Consider the following 22552-nt stretch of genomic DNA (forward strand, 5'->3'; position numbering starts at 1 on the left):
TTTTATATAAAAAAGCGAAGGGGCTGTCTCATAGGTGTTATATGTAGCACTTTTGAGAAGCCCTATAATAAATTTATGTGGATTTTTCTTTTTTTTTGTTTTATAATGAAAAATTGTTATAAATTATGATTCTTTAGGTTTAGAGTTGAATCTGAACGAATAAACTAAATAACAAGGGATTGTCAAGATATAATATAAATACTTTTCGACAAAAGGCATCTCTTTTGCAGCAGTTAGAAGGAATATGAAGAAAAATGGAGAAATTAGATAAATGACTTATCAGCCTTCCATATTTATAGATGGGGATGCATGTCCTGTTAAAGAAGAATGCATTGCTTGTGCCCGTGAATTTTCTGTTCCGGTTACAATCGTTGCGTCGATTAAAAATCAATCACATCACAACCTGGAAGCGAAATGGGTGTATGTCGATTGGGATAAGGAAGCTGCGGACCTCTATATAATGAATGCAGCACGTAAAGGCGATATTGCAGTCACAAATGATATCGGTTTAGCAGCTGCTCTTCTGGGGAAAGGGGTTTGTGTTATTTCTTCAAAGGGAATAATCTATAATGAGGAGTCCATTGATTCTCTTTTATTTATGCGGCACGTAGCGGCTAAAAAAAGACGCAATGGAATATACGGAAAAGGCCCTAAAGCATTTACTGCGGCGGATCGAAAAAAATTTCATGAAGAATTGACAAGAATTTTGTCGAATTTTGAAGGAAATAAAGAATTAGTATCGAATTATAGATTATCACCGAAAGAAAATGGTGTGATCGAATGAATACACAGAAGATTTCTGAAGAACAATTGAATATGATTCGAAATGCTGTAGATATTGTTGATGTTGTCAACGAATATGTACAACTGAAAAAGCAGGGGCGCAATTATTTTGGACTTTGCCCGTTTCATGGTGAGAACACTCCTTCCTTTTCTGTATCTCCTGATAAGCAAATCTTTCATTGCTTTGGATGTGGAGCGGGCGGAAATGTTTTTACTTTTTTAATGGATATTGAAGGTTATTCATTTGTGGAAGCTGCCAAGGAGTTAGCCGAGAGAGGGAATATCCCCTTAGAAATTGAGATTAGCGACTCTTCAGCGCGCAGTGAACAACCGAGCACCTCTAAGAAAATGATAGCAGCTCATGAGCTATTATGTAAATTCTACCATCATTTACTTGTTAACACAAAAGAAGGAGAAAACGCGTTACAATACTTAGAGGATAGAGGCTTTACCCGTCAAGCTATCGATCGATTTTCAATTGGTTATGCATTGAACTCATGGGAGTTCGTCACAAATTTTTTATCCAAACGGGGCTTTGATAGTGAACTGCTATATCAGGCGGGAATTATTGTCAAACGTGAGGATGACGGTAAGCAATTCGATCGCTTCCGTAACCGGGTTATGTTTCCAATACACAATCACCAAGGAGAAGTGGTAGCTTTTTCAGGCCGCGCCCTTGGGAATGATGAACCAAAATACTTAAATACCCCTGAAACGCCAATCTTTAATAAAAGCAAGTTGCTGTTTAACTTTCATCAAGCAAGAGCAGCAATCCGCAAAAAAGAATTTGTCGTGCTTTTTGAAGGATTTGCTGATGTTATATCGGCCACAGAAGCGGGAGTAGATAATGGTGTGGCGACGATGGGGACATCGTTAACGGAAGAACATATCCAAATCATAAAACGAAACTGTAACGAAGTGCTCATTTGCTTTGACTCCGACAATGCCGGAATCGAAGCGGCAAACCGTGCTTCTAACATGTTTCTTCAAGAAGGAATGACCATCAAAGTAGCATATATGCCGGATGGGCTGGATCCGGATGAATATATAAAGAAATATGGTCCGCAAAGCTTCATGCAAGATGTAATTGGCAATAGCCTTACGTATCTTGCCTTTAAAATGAGGTATTTGCGCAAAGGTCGCAATCTGAATAATGAAGGCGACAAAATTGAATATATTGAAGATGTTTTGAAAGAAATCAACAAGTTTCCGAGCCCTGTTGAACGAGAGCATTATTTGCGCCAAATTTCTTCTGAGTTTTCTCTTTCTTTAGAAGCGCTGAAAGCACAGCAAAAAAAGTTTTACTTCGCCGAAAAGAAACGAGGGAATTTGCCGCAGACTAATCAACAAAACATGAATGGTCAAATGGTATTGCAGTACGAACAAAAATTGAAGCCAGCCTATATCAATGCAGAGTTAAAGCTGTTGGCTCATATGATGCAAAGCAAGGAAATAGCCTATAAAATCAAGCATTTAATGGGAAATATCCTGCTCAATATTGATGAACATCAGGCAATCATGACATATTTATTCGGCTTCTACGAACAAAGTGAAGATTCGGATATCAGTTTATTTTTATCTTTTGTCCCTGATCAGCAACTGCGCAAAATCATTTCACAAATCCAGATGATGTCGGTTACACCCGAACCGTCGGATCAAGAAATAAAAGATTATATTAGTGTAGTGTTGAAACAGCAAAAGATGTTAATGATAAAAGAAAAAGAAGTGCAAAGAGCTGAGGCGGAACGCTTAAAGGACTATAAGCAGGCTGCTGTAATCGCTTCTGAAATCATACAACTTAAGAAGAGTTTGTAAATTTGTTATATTTGCATGATGTGTCGAAAGTTTGGAAGGAGGGGAACACATGGCTGATAAATCAGCTCGTTCCAAAGATGTAGAAAATGAATTAACACTTGATCAAGTAAAGGATCAATTACTTGAAGCAGGAAAAAAACGCGGTGTCCTCACTTATGACGAAATTAGTGAAAAACTTTCAACGTTTGAGCTGGACTCTGATGCTATGGACGAATACTTTGAATACCTGGGTGAGCAAGGTGTTGAAGTTCTTGCGGATGAAGACGAAGAAAGTGATCCTAACATAAAGCAGTTAGAAAAAGAAGAAGAGTTTGATTTAAATGACTTAAGTGTTCCTCCAGGTGTTAAAATTAATGATCCTGTACGTATGTACCTGAAAGAAATCGGTCGAGTTGACTTGCTTTCAGGTGAAGAAGAAATTGCCTTAGCTGAAAGAATCGAGCAAGGCGATGAGGAAGCGAAACGTCGTTTGGCTGAAGCCAACCTCCGACTTGTAGTAAGTATCGCAAAACGATATGTCGGTCGCGGCATGCTGTTCCTTGACTTGATTCAAGAAGGAAACATGGGACTGATTAAAGCGGTAGAAAAATTTGACTATCGTAAAGGCTTTAAATTCAGTACGTATGCTACTTGGTGGATTCGTCAAGCAATCACTCGCGCAATCGCCGACCAAGCGAGAACAATCCGTATCCCTGTACACATGGTTGAAACGATCAACAAATTAATTCGTGTACAACGTCAATTACTTCAAGATTTAGGACGTGAACCAACTCCGGAAGAAATTGCTGAAGATATGGATTTAACACCGGAAAAGGTAAGAGAGATTTTAAAAATTGCTCAAGAACCTGTCTCGCTTGAAACACCAATTGGTGAAGAAGATGACTCGCATTTAGGAGATTTCATTGAAGACCAAGATGCTACTTCTCCATCTGAACATGCTGCTTATGAACTATTAAAAGAGCAACTTGAAGATGTACTTGATACATTGACAGATCGTGAAGAAAATGTCCTTCGACTTCGTTTCGGATTAGACGACGGCAGAACACGCACTCTTGAAGAAGTGGGCAAAGTGTTTGGTGTTACACGTGAACGTATTCGTCAGATCGAAGCAAAAGCGTTAAGAAAACTAAGACATCCAAGCAGAAGCAAGCGATTAAAAGACTTCTTAGAATAGAGTCTAGAGAGTCAGCAGCTCTAAATAAATTAATAAATCATAGGTTTGCGCCAGCGAATGCAAGAAGAAGACGGTTTGCCCTTTTGCTTGTATGATCGTAAGCAAGCTTATGGTTTATTTTTTTTATTTCAAATAATGCGCTTCTCCGTGTTTGAATTTTTCAAATACACCCCGATATAACAAGTAGAGAGATCTGCCCAAGGATGTGTTACTTATGAATGAGACACGGAAGAAAGTCATATTGAATGAGATCTTATATTGGAAACAAACGAGAATTTTGCCGGAAAAATACTGCGATTACTTACTTGCCCTTTATTCGGAGGGAGATTTGGAGCTGCAGGTTGCAACAAAACCCTCGAAGAGAAAAATCAGTTATTTCCTGACTGCGATTTTTATCAGTCTCATTCTTATGACTACTTTAATTGTAAATTATTTTACAGAAGTTAAGGGAGCAATGCAAATGTCTCTTTTCACATTTTTTATTTGCTTGCTCTTAGGGATAACCTACTATCAATTTCGAAAACAAAAAACCTTGCTATATCCATTAATTGCATCGGCCATAGTTCTTCTGCTGATGTCTGTAAGAGCTTGGGAACTGTTCTTTCCTTCACAGACTCTGCTATTGTATAGCATTTTATTGATTAATTCTTTTCTGTGGCTGATTGCCGGAAAAAAAACTGGCTATTTGTATTTCACTGTTGCCGGCTGGCTTGGAACAGCTGTCATTCTTTATTTTGTCAGTATGTTTTTTGGTCTGCTATAGCATGACTTTATGACAATAAAAAACCCCATATATGTCTAATTTCTGAAAATATTCCATCATTTGTATGTTTGGGGTTTTCCAATTATCTGAATTAAAGTAAAATGAATGTAGTTTGGATTTATAAAATGCAGATTTGAAAAGGTACATAGGGGAGGTAGGAGGAATGAAGAATAATCCGGTTATTCCATTTGTATTAATTATGGTAATGGGTATTGCGTTAATGTTTACTCTTTCCTTTGTGGGACTCAATCAAGAAGCGGCAACAGAAGAGGAAGGCGGATCGAATGGTGAACAAGTGGCGGGCACTCCGGAAGAGCTTTATCAATCTGCTGGATGTATCAACTGTCACGGTGGTAACCAAGAAGGGATGGGCGGTTTCCCTGCGCTAACTGGAGTTGGCGACAAATTATCAGCTGATGAAATCAAAGAAATTTTGCGTAATGGTAAAGGCTCAATGCCTGGAGGACTTGTTCCTGAGGAACAAATTGATAGTATGACGGAATGGCTTTCTTCGTTATAAGGTCATCAAAAAGCGACTGGTGCAATTCTGGTCGCTTTTTGTGTGTCAGAAAACGGTGCTGTATAAGACAAAGAAAGAATGATAATGGTTTTTCCTGACATTATAAGAAAACATTTGAGGATGACTGCAAATTCTTGAGTATGCGTTAAACCAAAAAGGACCGTTGCCGGTTTTTCTTTAAGGTTGCATAGTGATGGAAATGTTCTTTATACTGTAGGAGGAAAAGAAAAAGAAAAGGTGACAAACATGAATAGCGAAAACTTATCTAAAAGATTACATACAGTAGCAACATACATTCCGGAAGGCAGCGTTTTAGCTGATATCGGTTCGGATCATGCGTATTTACCGTGCTATGCGGTGCATAAAGGCATAGCGACATCAGCGATCGCAGGAGAAGTTGTGGATGGTCCTTACAACAGTGCTCTCAATCAAGTGAAAGAGGAGGGCTTGGAAAAGACTATATCTGTCCGCAAAGGTGACGGCCTGGACGTGCTTTCTCCGGGAGAGGCAACATGCATTACCATAGCTGGAATGGGCGGAACACTAATTTCCTCAATCCTTGAACACGGCAAAGATAAATTGGTCGGAACAAAACGATTAATCCTTCAGCCTAATATACAAGCAATCAATATTCGCAAATGGCTTATCGCAAACAACTGGGAATTAATTGACGAAACAATTCTTGAGGAAGATGGTAAAATTTATGAAATTCTTGTTGCAGAGAAAGGAAACAGTTCCGCTCCGTATACGAAAGAAATAGACAAAGAGCTATTGCTTGGTCCTTTTCTAATGAAGAAATGCTCTGATGTATTTCGCAAGAAATGGACAGCTGAAAGCAAACATTGGAAAAACATCATTCAACAGCTGCAAACGAGTGGAAAAACAGAGTCCTCTGTTGAAAAAGAAAAGCAACTGCGCACTTATAACACATATGTGGAGGAGGCTCTATCATAATGGGGAAAATACCTAATGGTTTCGAGGTAATCGCGGCATTTGAACAATTTTCACCGAAGCATTTGGCAATGGAGGGCGATAAAATCGGACTTCAGATTGGAACATTGAACAAGTCGGTGAAAAACGTCATGGTTGCTTTGGACGTGCTCGAGGAAGTAGTGGATGAAGCAATCGACAAGCAAGTGGACCTCATTATTGCTCATCACCCGCTCATTTATCGTCCGCTTCAAAAGATTGATACAAATCAGCCGGCAGGACGCATTGTCGAAAAGCTGATTAAAAATGATATTACTGTTTATGCGGCTCACACTAATTTGGATGTGACCAAAGGCGGCGTTAACGATTGGATTGCGGAAGCGTTGGAGTTGCAAAATACAAAGGTGCTTTCACCGACGTATGAAGTAGGATTGAAGAAATTGGCGGTTTTCGTGCCAAAAGAGGCTGAGCAGCAAGTTCGGGAAGCACTAGGCAATGCCGGAGCAGGCCATATCGGCGCATACAGCCACTGTACCTTTACATCGGGTGGTCATGGCACATTCATGCCGGGGGAAGAAACAAACCCTTATATCGGCACGACAGGCCAACTGGAACGTGTCGAAGAAGTGAAAATTGAAACGGTTTTCACAGCAGATATCGAAAAACGAGTACTTTCAGCAATGATTAAGGCGCATCCGTATGAAGAGGTGGCTTATGATATTTATTCTTTAGCCAATAAAGGCGAAATTCTTGGCCTAGGCAGAATAGGCGAACTGTCGCAAGAAATGTCACTTGAAGCATTTGCTACCTATGTCAAAAAGGCTTTTGATGTTAAAGGCGTCCGCGTAGTCGGTAATTTGAAAGATACAGTGAAAAAGGTAGCCGTATTAGGCGGGGACGGAAATAAGTACTTTATGTCCGCTAAATTTGCAGGTGCCGATGTATATGTGACAGGTGATATGTATTACCATACGGCCCACGATGCAATGATGGCAGGCTTGAATATCGTCGATCCCGGCCATAATATCGAGAAAGTAATGAAACAAGGTGTGACAAATGTGTTAACAGCACACAGCAACAAGCAAAAATGGGAACTGAACATATTCCCTTCAGAAATTCATACTGATCCTTTTGTGTTTATGTGAAAAAGAGCGCTATATGGTGCTCTTTTTTTGTTGTTTTTAATAAGTTAATTTTATATTAAAAAAGTTATAAAATACATAATTTCTTAATATTTGAAATAACTTAATTTCGTTACAGCATTTTCATTTTTAACCGTTATATCAAGGACCTGAGAGTTCTCCTTGCTTTCAACAGTGATCATTTCATTCAATTCTGCTGCTGTTATTGATAAATCTAACTCTTCAATCACAAGGTTAAGAATACGCGGGCTCTCAAGAATCACATATTATGTATTCATCAACTGCAGATTTGTTTGTATTTCATTACTGTTATAAAGTGTTTCTTCATCTTCTGCTTTGTTTACTAATAATTGTGTTGAATGCTTGATAGGTAGGAGTTATAAAGAAATAACTTAATCGCTCTTTTATTCTAGAAAATAGTGATTTGGATTTAACAACAAATGTTGAAGTAATTACTGAACTTACAGAAGCAGTGTATGATGTGAAACTACAGAATACCTATCAAGAGCTTAATAATGGTCTAGTCATTTATCCTGCATCCCATTTTTGTACTAAAGAGAATCAGGCAAATTGAGACTTACTTCTAAAACATTTGCAATTCATCATTTTTTAGAATCATGGGTACCCGAAGAGGAGAACAGCGAATTAAAAATTTACGAAAAAATTGGTTATACAGATTTAGAAAAAGCCTGAAACGATTGGCGATTTTATTGCTTAGTGAGGAGTTTAAGGAAATGGTTGAGATGGACCTTACATATATACAAAATAGAAGTACTTTATTAGATATTATCATTATGTTAAAAACAGTAAAAGGTATGATTGTTGGTGAGGAGCTATAATTATTATAAATTAGAAGAGTAGATATAAAGTAAGATAATGATTGGCATTATTTTAGATGGGAAAAGGAGAATGTAAATATGATATTATTTTAGATGGGAAAAGGAGAGTGTAAATATGATACTAGTAGTCGGCGGAGCAGGATACATCGGCAGCCACACAGTCAAAGAATTAGTAAAGAAATATGAAGTTGTTGTCCTGGATAACCTATCCACTGGTCACCGAGAGGCAGTCGATGAGAGAGCTGTATTTGTTGAAGGTGATTTAGGAAATGCTGAGGATTTACACAAACTATTTACTGCTTACAAAATTAATGCGGTAATGCACTTTGCAGCGAATAGTTTAGTTGGTGAATCGGTTGTAGACCCACAAAAATACTACACAAATAATGTTGGAGCGACATTAACCTTGCTGAAGGTGATGATGGAGTATGATGTGAAGAAATTCATTTTCTCTTCTACAGCAGCTACCTACGGTATTCCGGACACAGATTTGTTGACGGAAGAAAGCCGAACAAATCCAATCAATCCATATGGTCGTTCTAAATTGATGATTGAGCAAATTTTGGAGGATTATCATAAAGCATACGGCATGAATTATGTTGTATTGCGTTACTTTAATGCAGCCGGGGCGTATGAAACAGGGGTGATTGGTGAAAATCATAATCCTGAAACTCATTTGATTCCGATTATTTTACAGCATTTATTAGGCGAAAGAGAAAAAATCTCTGTATTTGGTACAGATTATGAGACTAAGGACGGAACTTGCGTCAGAGATTACATTCATGTAACAGACCTTGCAAATGCTCATATTTTATCGCTTAAGGCGCTCCTTTCCGGCAAAAAAGAAAAGGCAACATATAACTTAGGGAACGGTACTGGCTATACGGTAAAAGAAGTGATTGATATGTGTGAGCGAATTACAGATCGTAAGGCTACGATTGAATTTTGTGAAAGACGTGCAGGCGACCCGGCACAACTAGTTGCTTCCTCTCAAAAAATTGCAGATGAACTGGGTTGGAAGGCAGAGAGAAACTTAGAAACAATTATTTCAAGCGCATGGAATTGGCATAGTCAAAAATCAGCATTGAGATAATAGTGAAGGCGGTCATCTTCAAGTGTTATGCTTGGAGATGACCGCCTTTTTTCTAAAATTAGAGCTGTCTAAGCTTAAACCTGCCATGAGGCCTACAAGATGTAGGTCACATCGGCGTTGTCACAGGACGTGACGTCTTTAGCCGATGTTCATTACTCCTGCCCATGTCTCCTTTTTCATTGAATAAAAAGGAGACAAAACGGAAATAAAAAAGGACCAGTGACGGTTTTCTTACGCCTCTACACTCTTCTTCACTTTAGGCAAAATTTTATTCAACGGAACTTGACGTTCGCCTTTCCAAGTAGCGGGATCATTTACATCAAATTTCTCTAAATAAGCAATGACCTCTCTCGTAATTGGCGTTGGGGTGGAAGCACCAGCTGTAACGGCTACGGTCTCAATACCTTTTAACCATTCAGGGTCAATTTCTGAAACATCTGCGACACGGTAAGCTTTAGTACCGGCAATTTCTTCGGATACTTGTGCTAAACGGTTACTGTTATTGCTGCGCGGATCTCCGACAACAATCAACAAATCAGCAGCTCCTGCTTGCTCCGCTACCGCCTCTTGTCTCGTTTGTGTTGCATTGCAAATTTCTTTATGAATCTCAGTTTGCGGATATTTCTCTTGAACGCGTTCCATAATTTCTTGCACGTCCCATTGGCTCATCGTTGTTTGGTTTGTGACGATGATTCTATCTGATTCGATGTGTAAGTCTTCGACATCCTGCAAGTTTTCAACAAGATGAACAATATCCGGTGCGACACCGATTGCGCCCTCCGGTTCGGGATGCCCTTTTTTACCGATATAAACGACATGATAACCTTGCGCTTTTTTCTCGCGAATCAGGTCATGCGTTACAGTTACGTCCGGGCATGTTGCGTCGATTGTGACAAGTCCTTTTTCTTCGGCAAGCTTTCTGATTTCAGGTGAAACCCCATGAGCGGTGAAAATTACTGTTCCGGTTTCTACTTGATTAATAATCTCTAATCGGTTTTTTCCGTCTAACGTAATAATACCATCTTCCTCGAATGCTTCTGTGACATGGTTATTATGAACGAGCATTCCTAATATATAAATTGGTCTTGGTAATGTTTTATCTAAAGCGGCATTTCGCGCAATAATCATAGCGTCTACAACTCCGTAGCAATAGCCCCGCGGAGATATTTTTATAACTTTCATTTAGAACCTCCTGCAAAAAATCATCATAATACTTCTATTATATATAACGTTTGATGACTTTACAAAGTACAACTAAACGAATAACCGCGGAATTGACTCACCTGGTGCATAGCGACGGGAAGATCGATTTTGTCCTTGTATCGGAGAAGGCGGCTTAATATGCGGTTGGTGTTGAGTGATTGGCTTTTGTTCAGGTATCGGTGCCTGCTCGCTTTTTAATGGAGAGGCAACAGCAGTGTGTTCTCTATTCTCCGATTTTTGCTGTTCATCTTCTTTGCTGCCTAGTCCTTGAATAACTTTCCACACTGAAGGGATGTTTTTGACCATTGGACCGTATTGTTGAACGAGCGGGCCAAACGATTCAGCTGCTTGCAAAACTTTTTGGGTATTGTTTAACATATTAGTAAGGTTAGCCGGATTAACGATGCTTTGCAGAATTCCTCCGCTTTCGGCAGCTGCTGTGGCGGCTGAAGCGGCGCCTCTTGTATTGTCAGAAGGCAGCGAAAAGAGCGATTGGGCAGTTGGTGCAGGTGGAGGCGGCTGCTTGTTTGAATTTCTGAACAGCTTGGAAAGAAATCCTTTCTTCTCCTGCTCCGGAGGCTCGTTAAATCCTTGCCTTGGAGGCATCATATACGATTGGGAAGGTGGTCGGTTCGGATATTGTCTATAATTCCCGCCAGGCTGATATTGCTGCTGAAGAGGGTAAGGAGGCGGCATTTGTTGCGTATTGTTTGGATAATAGTTCATGTTATAGGTCATTGGCTGCTGAACGGGATATTGATTCGGCATAAATTGATTGCGGGGCATCTGGTTATACATTCTGTTCATGGTGAATATTCCTCCCTCTGAATAATTTTGACCATATTATGTTCTAATATAGCGTATGCATTTTTGGAAGGTTTGGGAATATTTCCGCTTAATCAAAAAAAGAATTTTCATAATGTAGTTGGAATTGTTGAGTTAATATAGCTTTAAGGGTAAGATAGTACAAGCAGTAATTGTTGAAAAATGCAGATTATATAAGGAGTATTACGCTATGACAAACCAATTCGAAAGGTTTTCCTTTCATCCATATATTTTAAAAGCCATTGAAGAACGCGGCTTTGAGAAACCTACTGATATTCAGGAACGAGTTATTCCAGCGACATTAAAAGGCACAAGTATTATTGGGCAATCGCAAACGGGTACGGGAAAGACGCATGCGTTCTTGCTACCGATTATGAACAAGATCGATCCGCAAAAAGAAGAAGTGCAAGCAATCATTACAGCTCCTACTCGTGAACTAGCGAACCAAATTTACCAAGAGGCGCTGAAAATTGCGGAACATTTCCCGGAAGAGTCGCCACTTACTGTTCGCTGCTATATTGGGGGAACCGATAAACAAAGAACGATTGATAAGCTAAAACAGCAACCACAACTTATAATTGGAACACCAGGAAGAATTAAAGACTTAATGGATGCGAAAGCACTGCAGGTGTATACGGCATCTACTTTAGTAGTCGATGAAGCAGATTTAATGCTTGATATGGGCTTCATTCAAGATGTTGATTATATTGCCGCACGTATGAGTGAGAAGTTTCAAATGCTTGTCTTCTCAGCAACGATTCCGGAGAAGCTGAAACCATTCTTACAGAAGTACATGGAAAACCCGCGTTATTTCCAAGTTGATCCGAAGCAAATTACAGCTCGAAAAATCGAGCACATTCTTATTCCACTTCGCCACCGCAATAAAGCGCAATTGTTATATGATGTTGTAACATCGTACAACCCATATTTGGCTTTAATTTTCACAAATACAAAACAAACAGCTGATATCGTTGCGGATGATTTGATGAATAAGGGCTTGCGAGTTGGAAGATTACACGGAAACTTAAGTCCGCGTGAACGCCGCAAAATGATGAAGCAAATCAATGATCTGGAATTCCAATATGTTGTTGCGACAGACTTAGCAGCCCGAGGTATTGATATTGAAGGTGTCAGCCATGTCATTAACTATGAATTGCCGACAGATTTGGACTTCTATATTCATAGAACAGGTCGTACAGCTCGTGCTGGTTATTCAGGTATTGCAGCTACAATTTATGATTTGCCGGATGACGATGCGTTAAATAAACTTGAAAAAATGGGCTTGACTTTCATCAATAAAGATCTTGTTAATGGTGAATGGGAAGAGACAGACGACCGCAATAAGCGTAAAAAACGCAAGAAAACAAAAGAAGAGCTTGATGTCAGAGCGAAGCAAATCGTGAAGAAACCAACGAAGGTTAAGCCTGGCTATAAGAAGAAACAGCAATGGGAATTGGATAAATATAAAAAACGCCAACGTAAAATCGAAACAAGAAAAAAGAAGTAAGATGAATATTGACGGATTAAAGGGAGTGGAACAATGCTAAAAATCGGTTCACACGTATCTATGAGCGGGAAGAAGATGTTATTGGCAGCCAGTGAGGAAGCTTTATCCTACGGTGCCAATACGTTTATGATTTATACTGGTGCGCCGCAAAATACGCGTAGAAAACCAATCGAGGATTTAAACATTGAAGCCGGCAAAAAACATATGGAAGAGCACGGTATGCATGACATTGTCGTTCACGCTCCATACATTATTAATATCGGGAACTCGCTGAAGCCGGAAACATTTCAATTAGGTGTTGAGTTTTTAACATCTGAGATTCAGCGTACAGAAGCGATTGGAGCAAAGCAAATTGTGCTTCATCCAGGCGCTCATGTCGGCGCTGGCGCTGAGGAAGGCATCAAAAAGATTATTGAAGGCCTAAATGAAGTACTGACGGGCAAAGAGCAACTGCAAATCGCGCTAGAAACGATGGCGGGTAAAGGGACTGAATGCGGACGCAGCTTCGAGGAGCTGGCGATGATCATCGATGGTGTTACGCATAATGACCGTTTATCAGTATGTTTTGATACATGTCATACGCATGACGCAGGCTATAATATTGTTGAAGACTTCGATGGTGTATTGAATGAATTCGATAAAATTATCGGTATCAATCGCTTAAAAGTGCTGCACATTAATGACAGCAAAAATGTACGTGGAGCCGGAAAAGACCGTCATGAAAATATCGGCTTTGGTCACATCGGTTTTGATGCGATTCATAAAATTGTTCATCACCCGCAATTGATGGACATTCCAAAAATCTTGGAAACGCCGTTTGTCGGTGAAGATAAAAACAATAAAAAGGCACCTTATAAGTATGAAATCGATATGTTGAAAAAAGGTGTGTTCCAGGAAGACTTGCAAACAATCATTGCTAATTCCTGATTAAACGACAAAGAGGATACGCTCATATTGACGAGCATATCCTCTCTTTTGTTTGCTCCTTTTTCATCGAGATGAATCTAAGTAACATATTCATGATGAAAAAGGATTGGTGACGGTTTTTCTTATTTCTTAAGAAAGTATAAAATTATGAACTCGGTTAGCTGTCTAACCTTACACCTGCCATGCTCGGTCCTAAGCAGCCTCCCCCAAGAAACCAAAGGCGGGTTTCTTGTGTGATTCTTCTTAGTCCTCCCGCATGGCTCCTTTTTCATCGAGGTGAATCTAAGTAGCATATTCATGATGAAAAAGGATCGGTGACGGTTTTTCTTATTATCTTCCCGTCAGTTTCAGGAAAACGTATTCAATTTGTTTGGCACGTTCATTGCCAACAATCCCGGATATTTTATTTAAGATCATATTTCGATGGCTGTCATTGAATAGGTTATAGTTTTTTCCGTTCAGTTCCATGGCGATTTGGTCTGCCTCAGCTGTTGAGAGGGCAATACCGTTTTGCTTAGCCAACTGCAGCAATTCTCCTCGTCTGATGTTGTTCAGTTTCATATTCACAAGGTTTTCCAAAAATTTCACGTTATCCCTCCTCTTCATTAACATATGAAGAGAACTTGGATTAGTGACCAAAAAAGTGCTTTGTTTTCCTATAAAATATGTATCGTTGGTCTGCAATGTATACTGAGAGGTTCTTAACCGAGTTTTCTTTACTTTTTGCTTGGAAGAGAGTATACTACAACAAGTAAATCGTAATGATTCTTAAAATAGGTGATTATATTGAATGAAACAGTCATTAATATCAAGGACCTTTCTTATCGATATGAAAAGGAAGCAGTGCTTGAACATATAAATATTAATATTCCTAAAGGCTCTTTTTTGGCGATTATCGGGCCAAACGGTTCTGGTAAATCGACCTTAATTAAATTAATGCTCGGGTTATTAAAAGTCCAAACAGGTTCAATCGAGCTGTTCGGACAGCCAATTCAGGAGTTTAAAGATTGGGACCAAATCGGTTATGTTTCGCAAAAAGCAAACTCGTTTAACAGCGGGTTCCCGGCAACTGTTTTTGAGGTTGTCATGAGCGGATTGACAAAGAAAATCGGTCTTTTCCACTTTGCGAAAAAGCAGCATCGCGAGCAAGTGATGAGTGCCTTGAAATCAGTCGATATGCTTGATTTTGCCGATCGTAACATTGGTGAACTTTCCGGTGGTCAGCAACAGCGCGTATTCATTGCCAGAGCGCTTGTCAGCGATCCGCAACTGCTGATTTTGGATGAACCGACAGTCGGCGTCGATGCGGCAAACGAAACGCAGTTTTATAAAATCGTGGAGCATTTAAATAAAGACCTTGGCATTACAATCATACTTGTGACACATGATATAGAAGCTGTCAGCGATGAAGTGACGCAGGTTGCTTGCCTGAATAAACATCTTCACTTTCATGGAAACTCCCATGAATATCAGCAGTTAAGCGATGTGGAATTATCATGCTTCTATGATAATAGTCCAAGGAAAAGATAATTTAATTTATCACAACAATGAATTTAGAAAAATGAATCGGGAGGCTTCCGATGATATCAGGTATACTTAAATATGAATTCCTGCAAAATGCTTTTTTTACAGGGATGATCATTGGCGTCATCGCACCATTGTTGGGTGTTTTTGTTGTGGTGCGAAGACAATCATTAATAGCAGATGCGCTAAGCCATGTAACGCTTGGCGGTATCGCATTCAGTTTGTTTATTGAGAAAAAATTTCTTGTTGCCGGTGCGATGAACCCGCTTTATATGGGAATGGCATTCTCGGTCGGCGGCTCACTTATAATTGAAAAGCTGAGAAGTGTATATAAGCATTATCAGGAGCTTGCTATTCCGATTATTTTATCTGCCGGGATGGGGCTTAGTGTTATTTTCATTTCTTTGGCAGATGGGTTTAATACAGATTTATTTAATTATTTATTCGGCAGTGTCAGCGCTGTTTCTAGGCAGGATTTATGGACGATTGCTGGTGTAGCGATTATTGTTATAGCAATTGTTTATATCTTATTTAAGGAATTATTTTTACTGTCATTTGATGAAGACCATGCAAAGGCATCGGGCATTCCGGCAAAATATATCCATTTTATTTTTATTGTGTTAGTGGCGCTTGTGATTGCCGCTTCTATGCGTATAGTCGGTATTTTGCTTGTTTCGTCACTAATGACATTGCCTGTTGCGGCAGGTCTTCGATTAGCGAAAGGGTTTAAACAGCTGATTGTCTATTCGGTCATATTTGGAGAAATTTCTGTTGTCGGCGGACTTATACTAGCCTATCATTTAGACTTGGCGCCGGGCGGAACAATTGTAATGCTCGCTATTCTTATTTTGATCGGCTCTATTTTAATCAAGAAGTTTCGTCGTGCTTAAAACTTGTCATAGGAGTGAACCTTTATGAGAGTGGATGAAGCATTATTGCTTTTAAAGGAAAAGGGATATAAATTTACAGGGAAACGCGAAGAAATGCTTCAGCTTTTTTCTGATCATAACAAGTATTTGACAGCTAAAGATGTGCTTGAAAATATGAAAGTGAATTATCCTGGCCTAAGTTTCGATACAATCTACCGAAATTTATCGCTGTTTGTAAATCTGGGGATTCTGGAAATGACAGAGTTATCGGGTGAAAAACATTTTCGTTTTACTTGCAGTCATAATCATCATCACCATCATTTTATTTGCTTGGACTGTGGGAAGACAAAGGAAATTAAAACGTGTCCGATGAGCACGCTGAATGAAGACTTAAAAGAATATGATATTTCCGGCCATAAGTTCGAAATTTATGGACGCTGCCCGCAATGTCAATAATGAGAAGCGCCTGTCAGTAAAGCTGTGAAACAGTTTTCTGACAGGCGCTTTTTTATTGTTGCGTGCCGTTTTTTAAAAGGTAAGAAAGTTGATATTTCTGAACAACGATAGATGTCTAACCTTGCACCTGCCATGCTCGGAGCCCTACAGGATGTAGGTCACATCGGCGAAGACATGCGGACGTGATGGTTTTAGCTGATGTTCATTACATGTGACTCCCCCAAGAAACAAAAAAACGGTTCCTTGGGGGAGTCATCTTAGTCCTCCTGCATGTCTCCTTTTTCATCGAGGTAAATCTAAGTAGCATATTCATGATGAAAAAGGACCGGTGCCGTTTTTTCTATTTAGCCATCTTCGTACCCATTCATCAGCTTCAGTCCAGTTATTGACCCTAATGATGCCATTAGGAGTAACGCCTTGGTTGTAGGGTGTATTAAATAAAACGACAGGTATGTTACATTCCTCGAGAATTTGAACCGCGTTATCATCTTTATCTTCAAAAAAAAGTTCAATCTTGTGTTTTTTGATCGATTCGATTTTGTCATGAGAGCCGATAAGTTCAAGATGGTTGTACGTTAATTGATGATGAATAAACCATTCCTCTGTAATAGTCATTAATGAGGCATTTCTGGCACTGATGTAAAACAGCTCAGCAAAATGCTCAGCCCATGTATTAAGTATTTGCTTTGAATCATCCTTTAAAGGCGAATTTTTGTATATGTTCTCTTCGTTAGAGCGAAACCATTGATACATCGTTTGTTCATCAACTCCAACGAATTTTCTGATATTGTACTCTTTAATATCTTCGAGCTTTAGTTCGGTTTTAAAATCTTTATTTATATAAGGCAGAATTGTATCAGGTCTGGTAATTGTTCCGTCAATATCAATACCAAATCGTTTTTTACTCATTTTACTCCCCTTAAATAAATTTATTTAATACCATTGTAAAACAATTCCGTCAAGTTGACACTGTTAGAGTTTGATGATGAGTAAAGACAAATATAATTGGAGAAAATAACCTGGCACCTTAATATGAAAGTGAGGACTATAGTGTGAGGTATCGCAAAAACAAGAGGCATGCCAGAGCAAATATTTATCATGAGGAGATTGCGGCAGAAATGATTTGTTCTCCTTATAGAAGGGATACAGATCAAGCAAATAACCGGGAAACCGGGAACTTGTCTAAATTGGCTGGCTTTGTGGCACTGTTTTTAAGTTTATTATCATTTTTTATAGCACCATTTGTTTGTGCTGTGGTCGCCATTATAATAGGTTTCTTTGCTCAGCGAATTGGAGAAATCGCCATTGGAGCCTGGGCAATTGGTATAAGTGCGTTATCGATTATCCTTGCCATTTTCATAATACCGCTTTTTTGAGGTGTTAAAGAGGCTGCCTCACTTGTATGAGACAGCCTATATTACCGTTTGTAATGTTTAGAATTATTAATCTTTAGTGAAAAAACTATAAAAAGCAGAATTGGCTTTTTAGATGATATTATCAGTAATGGAAATAAACAATTTAGCTTATCGGTTATGAGTTTTGCTTCTTCAAGAAGATTCATATAGTAAGAAAATCATAGTAAAAAAGGGGAAAATTTATTATTATGGCTCGGATTTTAGTTTTAGATGATGATAAAATTGCTTCTGTTACTTTGAAACGCAGACTGGAAATTGAAGGCTATACAGTAGATTGTGTATCAGATCCATTGGAGGCAATTGAAGCCTGTGATAACAACCAATATGATCTGTTAATATTGGATGTTGTAATGCACGAATCAGATATCGATGGTGTAGAGGCTGCATCCATGATCAGGAGACGCAGCAAGGCGAATATTCCTTTTATTTTTGTAACATCTGCCAGCAGTGAAGATGCTCACCTTAGAGGATTAAATGAAGGAGCTGTAGCTTATCTTACGAAGCCTATAAGCTTTAAAGTATTGGCTCTGCAAGTTAAAAATATACTGTATAACATTAAAAGTTCCGGGACCGGTGAAATCCAACCGCTGGTTTACAAAGGCTATAAATTAGATATAGAAAGAAATATTATTCATACTAAAGATTATTGTATTCGCTTAAGCCCAAAACCGATGGCTTGTTTAGCTTATTTGATAAAAAATAAGGGAAGAGTTATCAGTAAGAAGGAATTATCCGAACACGTATGGATGGGAGAATATTATGTCAGCGATGATGTCATTAATTCAACTATCAATCGAATCAGAAAAGAGTTAGTGGACGATATAATAATAACGCATCGGGGCTTTGGCTATGAAATTGCACCTTAAGTCCTCCACTCAACATTTTCATATTATAAATTTAAAAATTAAAACAAATTGAGGGGCTGGTTATGAGAGTAAAGGATAAGATACTGGCCCTCGGAAACAAATCATTTTTAAATGATCATACTAAAACAGGAAAAAAAGTAAGAGTTGTTTTCTTACTGTCGATATTATTGAGACAGAGTTGAATACTCCAGTATAAAAGATGAAAGTATTACTTCGCTAATCGATAAAATCAATATCCAAAAAGGTGAGATCATAAAAGCAAAATCCACGTTTAAAACCTTTTCAGAGGAAGCTGCGCATGAAATTAAAAATCCATTGAACAATATTATCAATGTCGCTGAACTGCAAAAAGACATGGATGAGAATTGTGCAGAACTAATGGATATTATAATTCATCATGCATATACAATTAATTCTTTGCTGGATGGATTACGCGATTTATCAAATATACATTTACTAAAAGACCAAACAGAAGTTTTAAATAGAGAAATGTGTCCAATCGAAAACATAGAAAAAATTTTGGATTATTTTGAAGATACATATCCGGATAGAGGATTTGTTTTAGAAATCCAAAAAGGGTTTAATAACTACATAAAAATGGAACCTGCTCTATTCAGATTAGTTATGCAAAACCTCATCGGTAATGCAGTTAAGTTTGCAGACTGTGGTACTCCTATCATTATTCGAATCAGCAGCAACACGCGTCATGAAATTGAACTTGCGGTTGAAAATAGAGGGCCGACTATTTCATTAGAGGATCAGGAAAAAATATTCGAGAAATATTATCGTATTAGAAATACGAAAAAACAAGTAAGTGGTTCGGGCTTAGGACTATGGATTGTGAAAGAGATAGTCAATGTATACAATGGACAAGTATATGCCAGAAGTACAAAAGATTCAACGATTGTTACTATATTATTACAATCATATAAACGAGAGTAACAAGGTCTTCCTTTAAAACTCTTCCGGAGAAGCAAAGATATTTCGGGTTCGCTAACCTGAATATGAGCATCCGGAAGAGTTTTTTTATGTCTGAAGACACTAGGGAGTTTTAAAGATCATCGACTTCACGGATAACGGTAAATATTAATCCGAATTTTTATTATTTTAAAGTATGTTTTGATGTGTATAAGTTTTCTTAGAAAAACTTTTCGAACTATATATATTGGAAGAGCAGTAATAATTTATTTCTTAAGCGGTTAATGGGAGGACATGATGGAAGAGACAATTAGTCTACAGGAATTATTTCAAGTTTTAAAGAAGAGAGCAGCACTTATCTTAATAATAACAATTATTGCAGCATTAGTAGCAGGAATGTTTAGTAGCTTGTGCTTAACTCCGAAGTACCAAGTATCTTCACAGATTTTAGTTAACAAAGCAGAAAGTGAGAATAGCATTTATAGTTCTAATGAAGTTTCAACCAACGTCCAGTTGATTAATACGTATAATGAGATTATAAAAAGTCCTGCGGTTTTGCAATCTGTTATAGATGATTTGGAATTGGATTTAACGATAGAGGAATTAAATAAGAAAATTTCAGTATCAAGCGCAAATAACTCTCAAGTTATGAATATTGTAGTTGAGGATGAAAGTATCCTTAATGCGGTAAATATCGCAAATAAAACAGCACAAGTGTTTAAGGAGAAAATTGTCGATATTATGAATGTGAACAATGTCACAATTTTGTCGAAGGCACGAGTGAAAGGGAATGAATCTCCTGTATCGCCAAATACTCTATTAAACACAGCAATTGGACTTGTTGTCGGATTAATGGCTAGTATCGGATTGGCCTTTCTGTTGGAGTATTTGGACAACACATTTAAAACAGAAAAAGATATCGAGAAGCATTTGGAACTTCCAATCTTAGGTGTTATCCCTACATTTGAAGGATTAGAATAAAGCGAATTTTGAACAGAAAGGTAGAATGAAATGTTCAAGCGAATTTTCAAGAAAAAGAAAAATTTGACTTTGCGTCATCATTTAGTAGCAAGCAGTCATTCAAAGTCAGTCATTGCAGAACAATATAGAACGGTTCGAACAAACATTGAGTACTCGGCGATTGATAAAGATATAAAATCCATTTTAGTTACATCGGCCACCCCTGGTGACGGGAAGTCGACAACATCTTGTAACTTAGCTATTGTATTTGCTCAACAAGGAAAAAAAGTCTTATTAGTAGATACAGACTTAAGAAAGCCAACAGTTCACAAGAAATTCTGTGTCCATAATCATATCGGCTTATCGAGTGTATTAACGAAAAAACATGCCTTAACAGATGCAATCATTGAAACATCAATTGAAAATTTATCGATTTTAACAAGTGGTCCTATACCACCAAATCCGGCTGAACTGCTGACATCCAAATCAATGGAGCATTTACTCGAAATGTTAGGTCAGGAATTTGACTTAATCATTCTTGATACACCACCTGTTTTAGCGGTATCTGATGCGCAAATCCTATCCAAGCATGTCGATGGGGTCGTTTTAGTTGTGTCATATGGCAAAACAGAAACAGAACAAGGCAAAAAGGCGAAACAATTATTAGTATCCTCTAATGCACCATTATTAGGTGTAGTTCTAAACAATAAAAAGCAAGAGAAGAACGATTATTACTATTATTATGGTCATGATGAAAAGGCGATTTAACGTTGAACGGATGGAATACTCGCATTGGGACAGTTGATTTCAAATATAGCTGTCTCTTTTCATTGGCTATAAAGTGAGAAACTAAAGTCTATTTATGAAAGATTAATATAATGATCGAATTGGAGAGGCTTCCTATCCGTTATCAATGGAGGCACTCGGTTGTACTGTGGGATGTTGTAAGGAAGACATCCTTAGATGCGCGCGTTGTCAAGGGTATGATGTGAGGGTGGGTTAGATGCCCGATAATAATAAAATATTTTTTAAATAGTTAATGAAAGAATATGTGTTGGACATATTTTTTCATTAACTATTTTATATTAGGAGGAGAATAGATGAAAAAAGTTAGAAAAGCAATTATACCAGCTGCTGGATTAGGTACACGATTTTTACCTGCAACAAAAGCTATGCCTAAGGAAATGCTGCCAATCGTTGATAAACCAACGATTCAATATATTGTAGAAGAAGCAATTGAATCAGGAATTGAGGACATTATTATCGTTACTGGTAAAGGAAAACGAGCTATTGAGGATCATTTTGATTACTCTTTTGAGCTTGAGCATAATTTGTTAGAAAAGCAAAAGTTTGACTTGCTTGAAAAAGTACAAGCATCTTCAAAAGTAGACATCCACTATATCCGTCAAAAGGAACCAAAAGGTTTAGGGCATGCTGTATGGTGTGCACGTAATTTTATTGGGGATGAACCTTTTGCTGTGTTGCTTGGTGATGACATTATGCAAGGGGAAATACCAGGATTACGTCAATTGATGAATGAATACGAAAAAACTTCTTCTTCAGTAATTGGAGTTCAAACTGTTCCGGAAAATGAAACACATCGTTACGGAATTGTTGACCCTTGTGGAAGTGAAGGCCGCCGTTACCAAGTGAGTAATTTTGTTGAAAAACCCGCACCTGGAACAGCTCCATCAAATTTGGCTATTATGGGGCGTTATGTATTTACACCGGAAATTTTCAAGTTTTTAGAAGAGCAAGAAATTGGAGCGGGTGGAGAAATTCAATTAACAGATGCTATTCAAAAACTTAATACAATTCAAAATGTGTTTGCTTATGACTTTGAAGGTAAACGTTATGATGTAGGTGAAAAGTTTGGGTTTATTCAAAAGACTATTGAGTTTGCAATTAAAGATCCAAGTCTTAGAAAAGATCTTTTAACATTCTTAGAAGAAATGTTGAACAAAGAAAAAGAAGTTGTATAAGAGGAGGAACAATAGATTTGGATTTTTCAACAGCTAAGAAG

General features: G+C 38.2%; 25 protein-coding genes. 20 read left to right on the forward strand and 5 right to left on the reverse strand.

Annotated features, from left to right (window positions below):
- The first annotated feature begins 271 nt into the window (after positions 1-271).
- The 7 genes from IEO70_RS04335 to IEO70_RS04365 all read left to right on the forward strand — a co-directional run bounded on the left by IEO70_RS04335 (position 272) and on the right by IEO70_RS04365 (position 7130).
- The gene (locus tag IEO70_RS04335) at positions 272-784 is read left to right on the forward strand and encodes a YaiI/YqxD family protein (RefSeq protein WP_190997133.1); all 513 of its coding nucleotides are present in this window, start codon (positions 272-274) and stop codon (positions 782-784) included.
- On the forward strand, positions 781-2598 hold the full coding sequence (gene dnaG, locus IEO70_RS04340) for a DNA primase (protein WP_190997134.1): 1818 nt from the start codon (positions 781-783) through the stop codon (positions 2596-2598). The genes IEO70_RS04335 and dnaG overlap by 4 nt, the downstream gene beginning before the upstream one ends.
- A gap of 49 nt (positions 2599-2647) precedes the next feature.
- Positions 2648-3772 (forward strand): RNA polymerase sigma factor RpoD, encoded by a 1125-nt coding sequence (rpoD, locus tag IEO70_RS04345; protein ID WP_190997135.1) that lies wholly within the window; start codon positions 2648-2650, stop codon positions 3770-3772.
- Positions 3773-3986: 214 nt separating this feature from the next.
- Positions 3987-4535, forward strand: a complete 549-nt coding sequence (locus IEO70_RS04350) for a hypothetical protein (protein ID WP_190997136.1) — start codon at positions 3987-3989, stop codon at positions 4533-4535.
- 163 nt (positions 4536-4698) lie between these two features.
- Positions 4699-5055, forward strand: a complete 357-nt coding sequence (cccA, locus tag IEO70_RS04355) for a cytochrome c550 (protein ID WP_190997137.1) — start codon at positions 4699-4701, stop codon at positions 5053-5055.
- A 246-nt stretch (positions 5056-5301) separates the two neighbouring features.
- Complete coding sequence (locus tag IEO70_RS04360; protein ID WP_190997138.1) at positions 5302-6009, forward strand: tRNA (adenine(22)-N(1))-methyltransferase; 708 nt, start codon at positions 5302-5304, stop codon at positions 6007-6009.
- The gene (locus IEO70_RS04365; protein ID WP_190997139.1) at positions 6009-7130 is read left to right on the forward strand and encodes a Nif3-like dinuclear metal center hexameric protein; all 1122 of its coding nucleotides are present in this window, start codon (positions 6009-6011) and stop codon (positions 7128-7130) included. The genes IEO70_RS04360 and IEO70_RS04365 overlap by 1 nt, the downstream gene beginning before the upstream one ends.
- Positions 7131-7213: 83 nt before the next feature.
- On the opposite strand, the gene IEO70_RS04370 is transcribed toward IEO70_RS04365, so the two are convergent.
- Complete coding sequence (locus IEO70_RS04370) at positions 7214-7390, reverse strand: hypothetical protein (protein WP_190997140.1); 177 nt, start codon at positions 7388-7390, stop codon at positions 7214-7216.
- A 354-nt stretch (positions 7391-7744) separates the two neighbouring features.
- Here IEO70_RS04370 and IEO70_RS20160 point away from each other — a divergent pair, with 354 nt between their 5' ends.
- Positions 7745-7966, forward strand: a complete 222-nt coding sequence (locus tag IEO70_RS20160) for a sugar transferase (RefSeq protein ID WP_190997141.1) — start codon at positions 7745-7747, stop codon at positions 7964-7966.
- Positions 7967-8081: 115 nt separating this feature from the next.
- On the forward strand, positions 8082-9059 hold the full coding sequence (gene galE, locus IEO70_RS04380) for a UDP-glucose 4-epimerase GalE (RefSeq protein WP_190997142.1): 978 nt from the start codon (positions 8082-8084) through the stop codon (positions 9057-9059).
- A gap of 231 nt (positions 9060-9290) precedes the next feature.
- Here the strand turns inward: galE and IEO70_RS04385 are convergent, their stop codons facing one another.
- Together IEO70_RS04385 and vrrA are read right to left on the reverse strand one after the other, a co-directional pair.
- On the reverse strand, positions 9291-10241 hold the full coding sequence (locus IEO70_RS04385; RefSeq protein ID WP_190997143.1) for a 4-hydroxy-3-methylbut-2-enyl diphosphate reductase: 951 nt from the start codon (positions 10239-10241) through the stop codon (positions 9291-9293).
- 72 nt (positions 10242-10313) lie between these two features.
- Entirely contained in the window at positions 10314-11069 is a 756-nt protein-coding gene (gene vrrA / locus IEO70_RS04390) for a VrrA/YqfQ family protein (protein WP_190997144.1), read from the reverse strand.
- A 208-nt stretch (positions 11070-11277) separates the two neighbouring features.
- Between vrrA and IEO70_RS04395 the strand changes: the two genes are divergently transcribed.
- Complete coding sequence (locus IEO70_RS04395) at positions 11278-12594, forward strand: DEAD/DEAH box helicase (RefSeq protein WP_190997145.1); 1317 nt, start codon at positions 11278-11280, stop codon at positions 12592-12594.
- Positions 12595-12627: 33 nt separating this feature from the next.
- A complete protein-coding gene (locus IEO70_RS04400; protein ID WP_190997146.1) occupies positions 12628-13521 on the forward strand; it encodes a deoxyribonuclease IV in 894 nt (297 codons plus the stop codon).
- A 330-nt stretch (positions 13522-13851) separates the two neighbouring features.
- On the opposite strand, the gene IEO70_RS04405 is transcribed toward IEO70_RS04400, so the two are convergent.
- Positions 13852-14109 carry a DUF2624 family protein gene (locus tag IEO70_RS04405; RefSeq protein WP_190997147.1) on the reverse strand — a complete coding sequence of 86 codons (258 nt, stop codon included), beginning with the start codon at positions 14107-14109 and terminating at the stop codon, positions 13852-13854.
- 198 nt (positions 14110-14307) lie between these two features.
- Here IEO70_RS04405 and IEO70_RS04410 point away from each other — a divergent pair, with 198 nt between their 5' ends.
- Genes IEO70_RS04410 through IEO70_RS04420 form a run of 3 tightly spaced genes read left to right on the forward strand, consistent with a single transcriptional unit; the run spans position 14308 to position 16370 of the window.
- On the forward strand, positions 14308-15051 hold the full coding sequence (locus IEO70_RS04410; RefSeq protein ID WP_190997148.1) for a metal ABC transporter ATP-binding protein: 744 nt from the start codon (positions 14308-14310) through the stop codon (positions 15049-15051).
- 50 nt (positions 15052-15101) lie between these two features.
- The gene (locus IEO70_RS04415) at positions 15102-15935 is read left to right on the forward strand and encodes a metal ABC transporter permease (protein ID WP_190997149.1); all 834 of its coding nucleotides are present in this window, start codon (positions 15102-15104) and stop codon (positions 15933-15935) included.
- A 24-nt stretch (positions 15936-15959) separates the two neighbouring features.
- The gene (locus IEO70_RS04420) at positions 15960-16370 is read left to right on the forward strand and encodes a Fur family transcriptional regulator (RefSeq protein ID WP_190997150.1); all 411 of its coding nucleotides are present in this window, start codon (positions 15960-15962) and stop codon (positions 16368-16370) included.
- A gap of 309 nt (positions 16371-16679) precedes the next feature.
- On the opposite strand, the gene IEO70_RS04425 is transcribed toward IEO70_RS04420, so the two are convergent.
- Entirely contained in the window at positions 16680-17279 is a 600-nt protein-coding gene (locus IEO70_RS04425; protein ID WP_190997151.1) for a 5' nucleotidase, NT5C type, read from the reverse strand.
- A 143-nt stretch (positions 17280-17422) separates the two neighbouring features.
- Between IEO70_RS04425 and IEO70_RS04430 the strand changes: the two genes are divergently transcribed.
- From IEO70_RS04430 to galU, 6 genes are all read left to right on the forward strand, one after another.
- The gene (locus IEO70_RS04430) at positions 17423-17746 is read left to right on the forward strand and encodes a DUF4190 domain-containing protein (protein ID WP_190997152.1); all 324 of its coding nucleotides are present in this window, start codon (positions 17423-17425) and stop codon (positions 17744-17746) included.
- 227 nt (positions 17747-17973) lie between these two features.
- Positions 17974-18651, forward strand: coding sequence for a response regulator transcription factor (locus IEO70_RS04435; protein WP_190997153.1), 678 nt, complete (start codon positions 17974-17976; stop codon positions 18649-18651).
- A 252-nt stretch (positions 18652-18903) separates the two neighbouring features.
- Positions 18904-19593, forward strand: a complete 690-nt coding sequence (locus IEO70_RS20320; RefSeq protein WP_328820867.1) for a sensor histidine kinase — start codon at positions 18904-18906, stop codon at positions 19591-19593.
- Positions 19594-19863: 270 nt separating this feature from the next.
- Complete coding sequence (locus IEO70_RS04445; RefSeq protein WP_235973491.1) at positions 19864-20550, forward strand: YveK family protein; 687 nt, start codon at positions 19864-19866, stop codon at positions 20548-20550.
- Between the two features lie 30 nt (positions 20551-20580).
- The gene (locus IEO70_RS04450; RefSeq protein WP_190997155.1) at positions 20581-21297 is read left to right on the forward strand and encodes a CpsD/CapB family tyrosine-protein kinase; all 717 of its coding nucleotides are present in this window, start codon (positions 20581-20583) and stop codon (positions 21295-21297) included.
- A gap of 332 nt (positions 21298-21629) precedes the next feature.
- Positions 21630-22511 (forward strand): UTP--glucose-1-phosphate uridylyltransferase GalU, encoded by an 882-nt coding sequence (gene galU / locus IEO70_RS04455; RefSeq protein ID WP_190997156.1) that lies wholly within the window; start codon positions 21630-21632, stop codon positions 22509-22511.
- Positions 22512-22552 lie beyond the last annotated feature (41 nt).

The sequence above is a fragment of the Peribacillus faecalis genome (assembly GCF_014712675.1).
GTDB classification, from domain to species: domain Bacteria; phylum Bacillota; class Bacilli; order Bacillales; family DSM-1321; genus Bacillus_AD; species Bacillus_AD faecalis.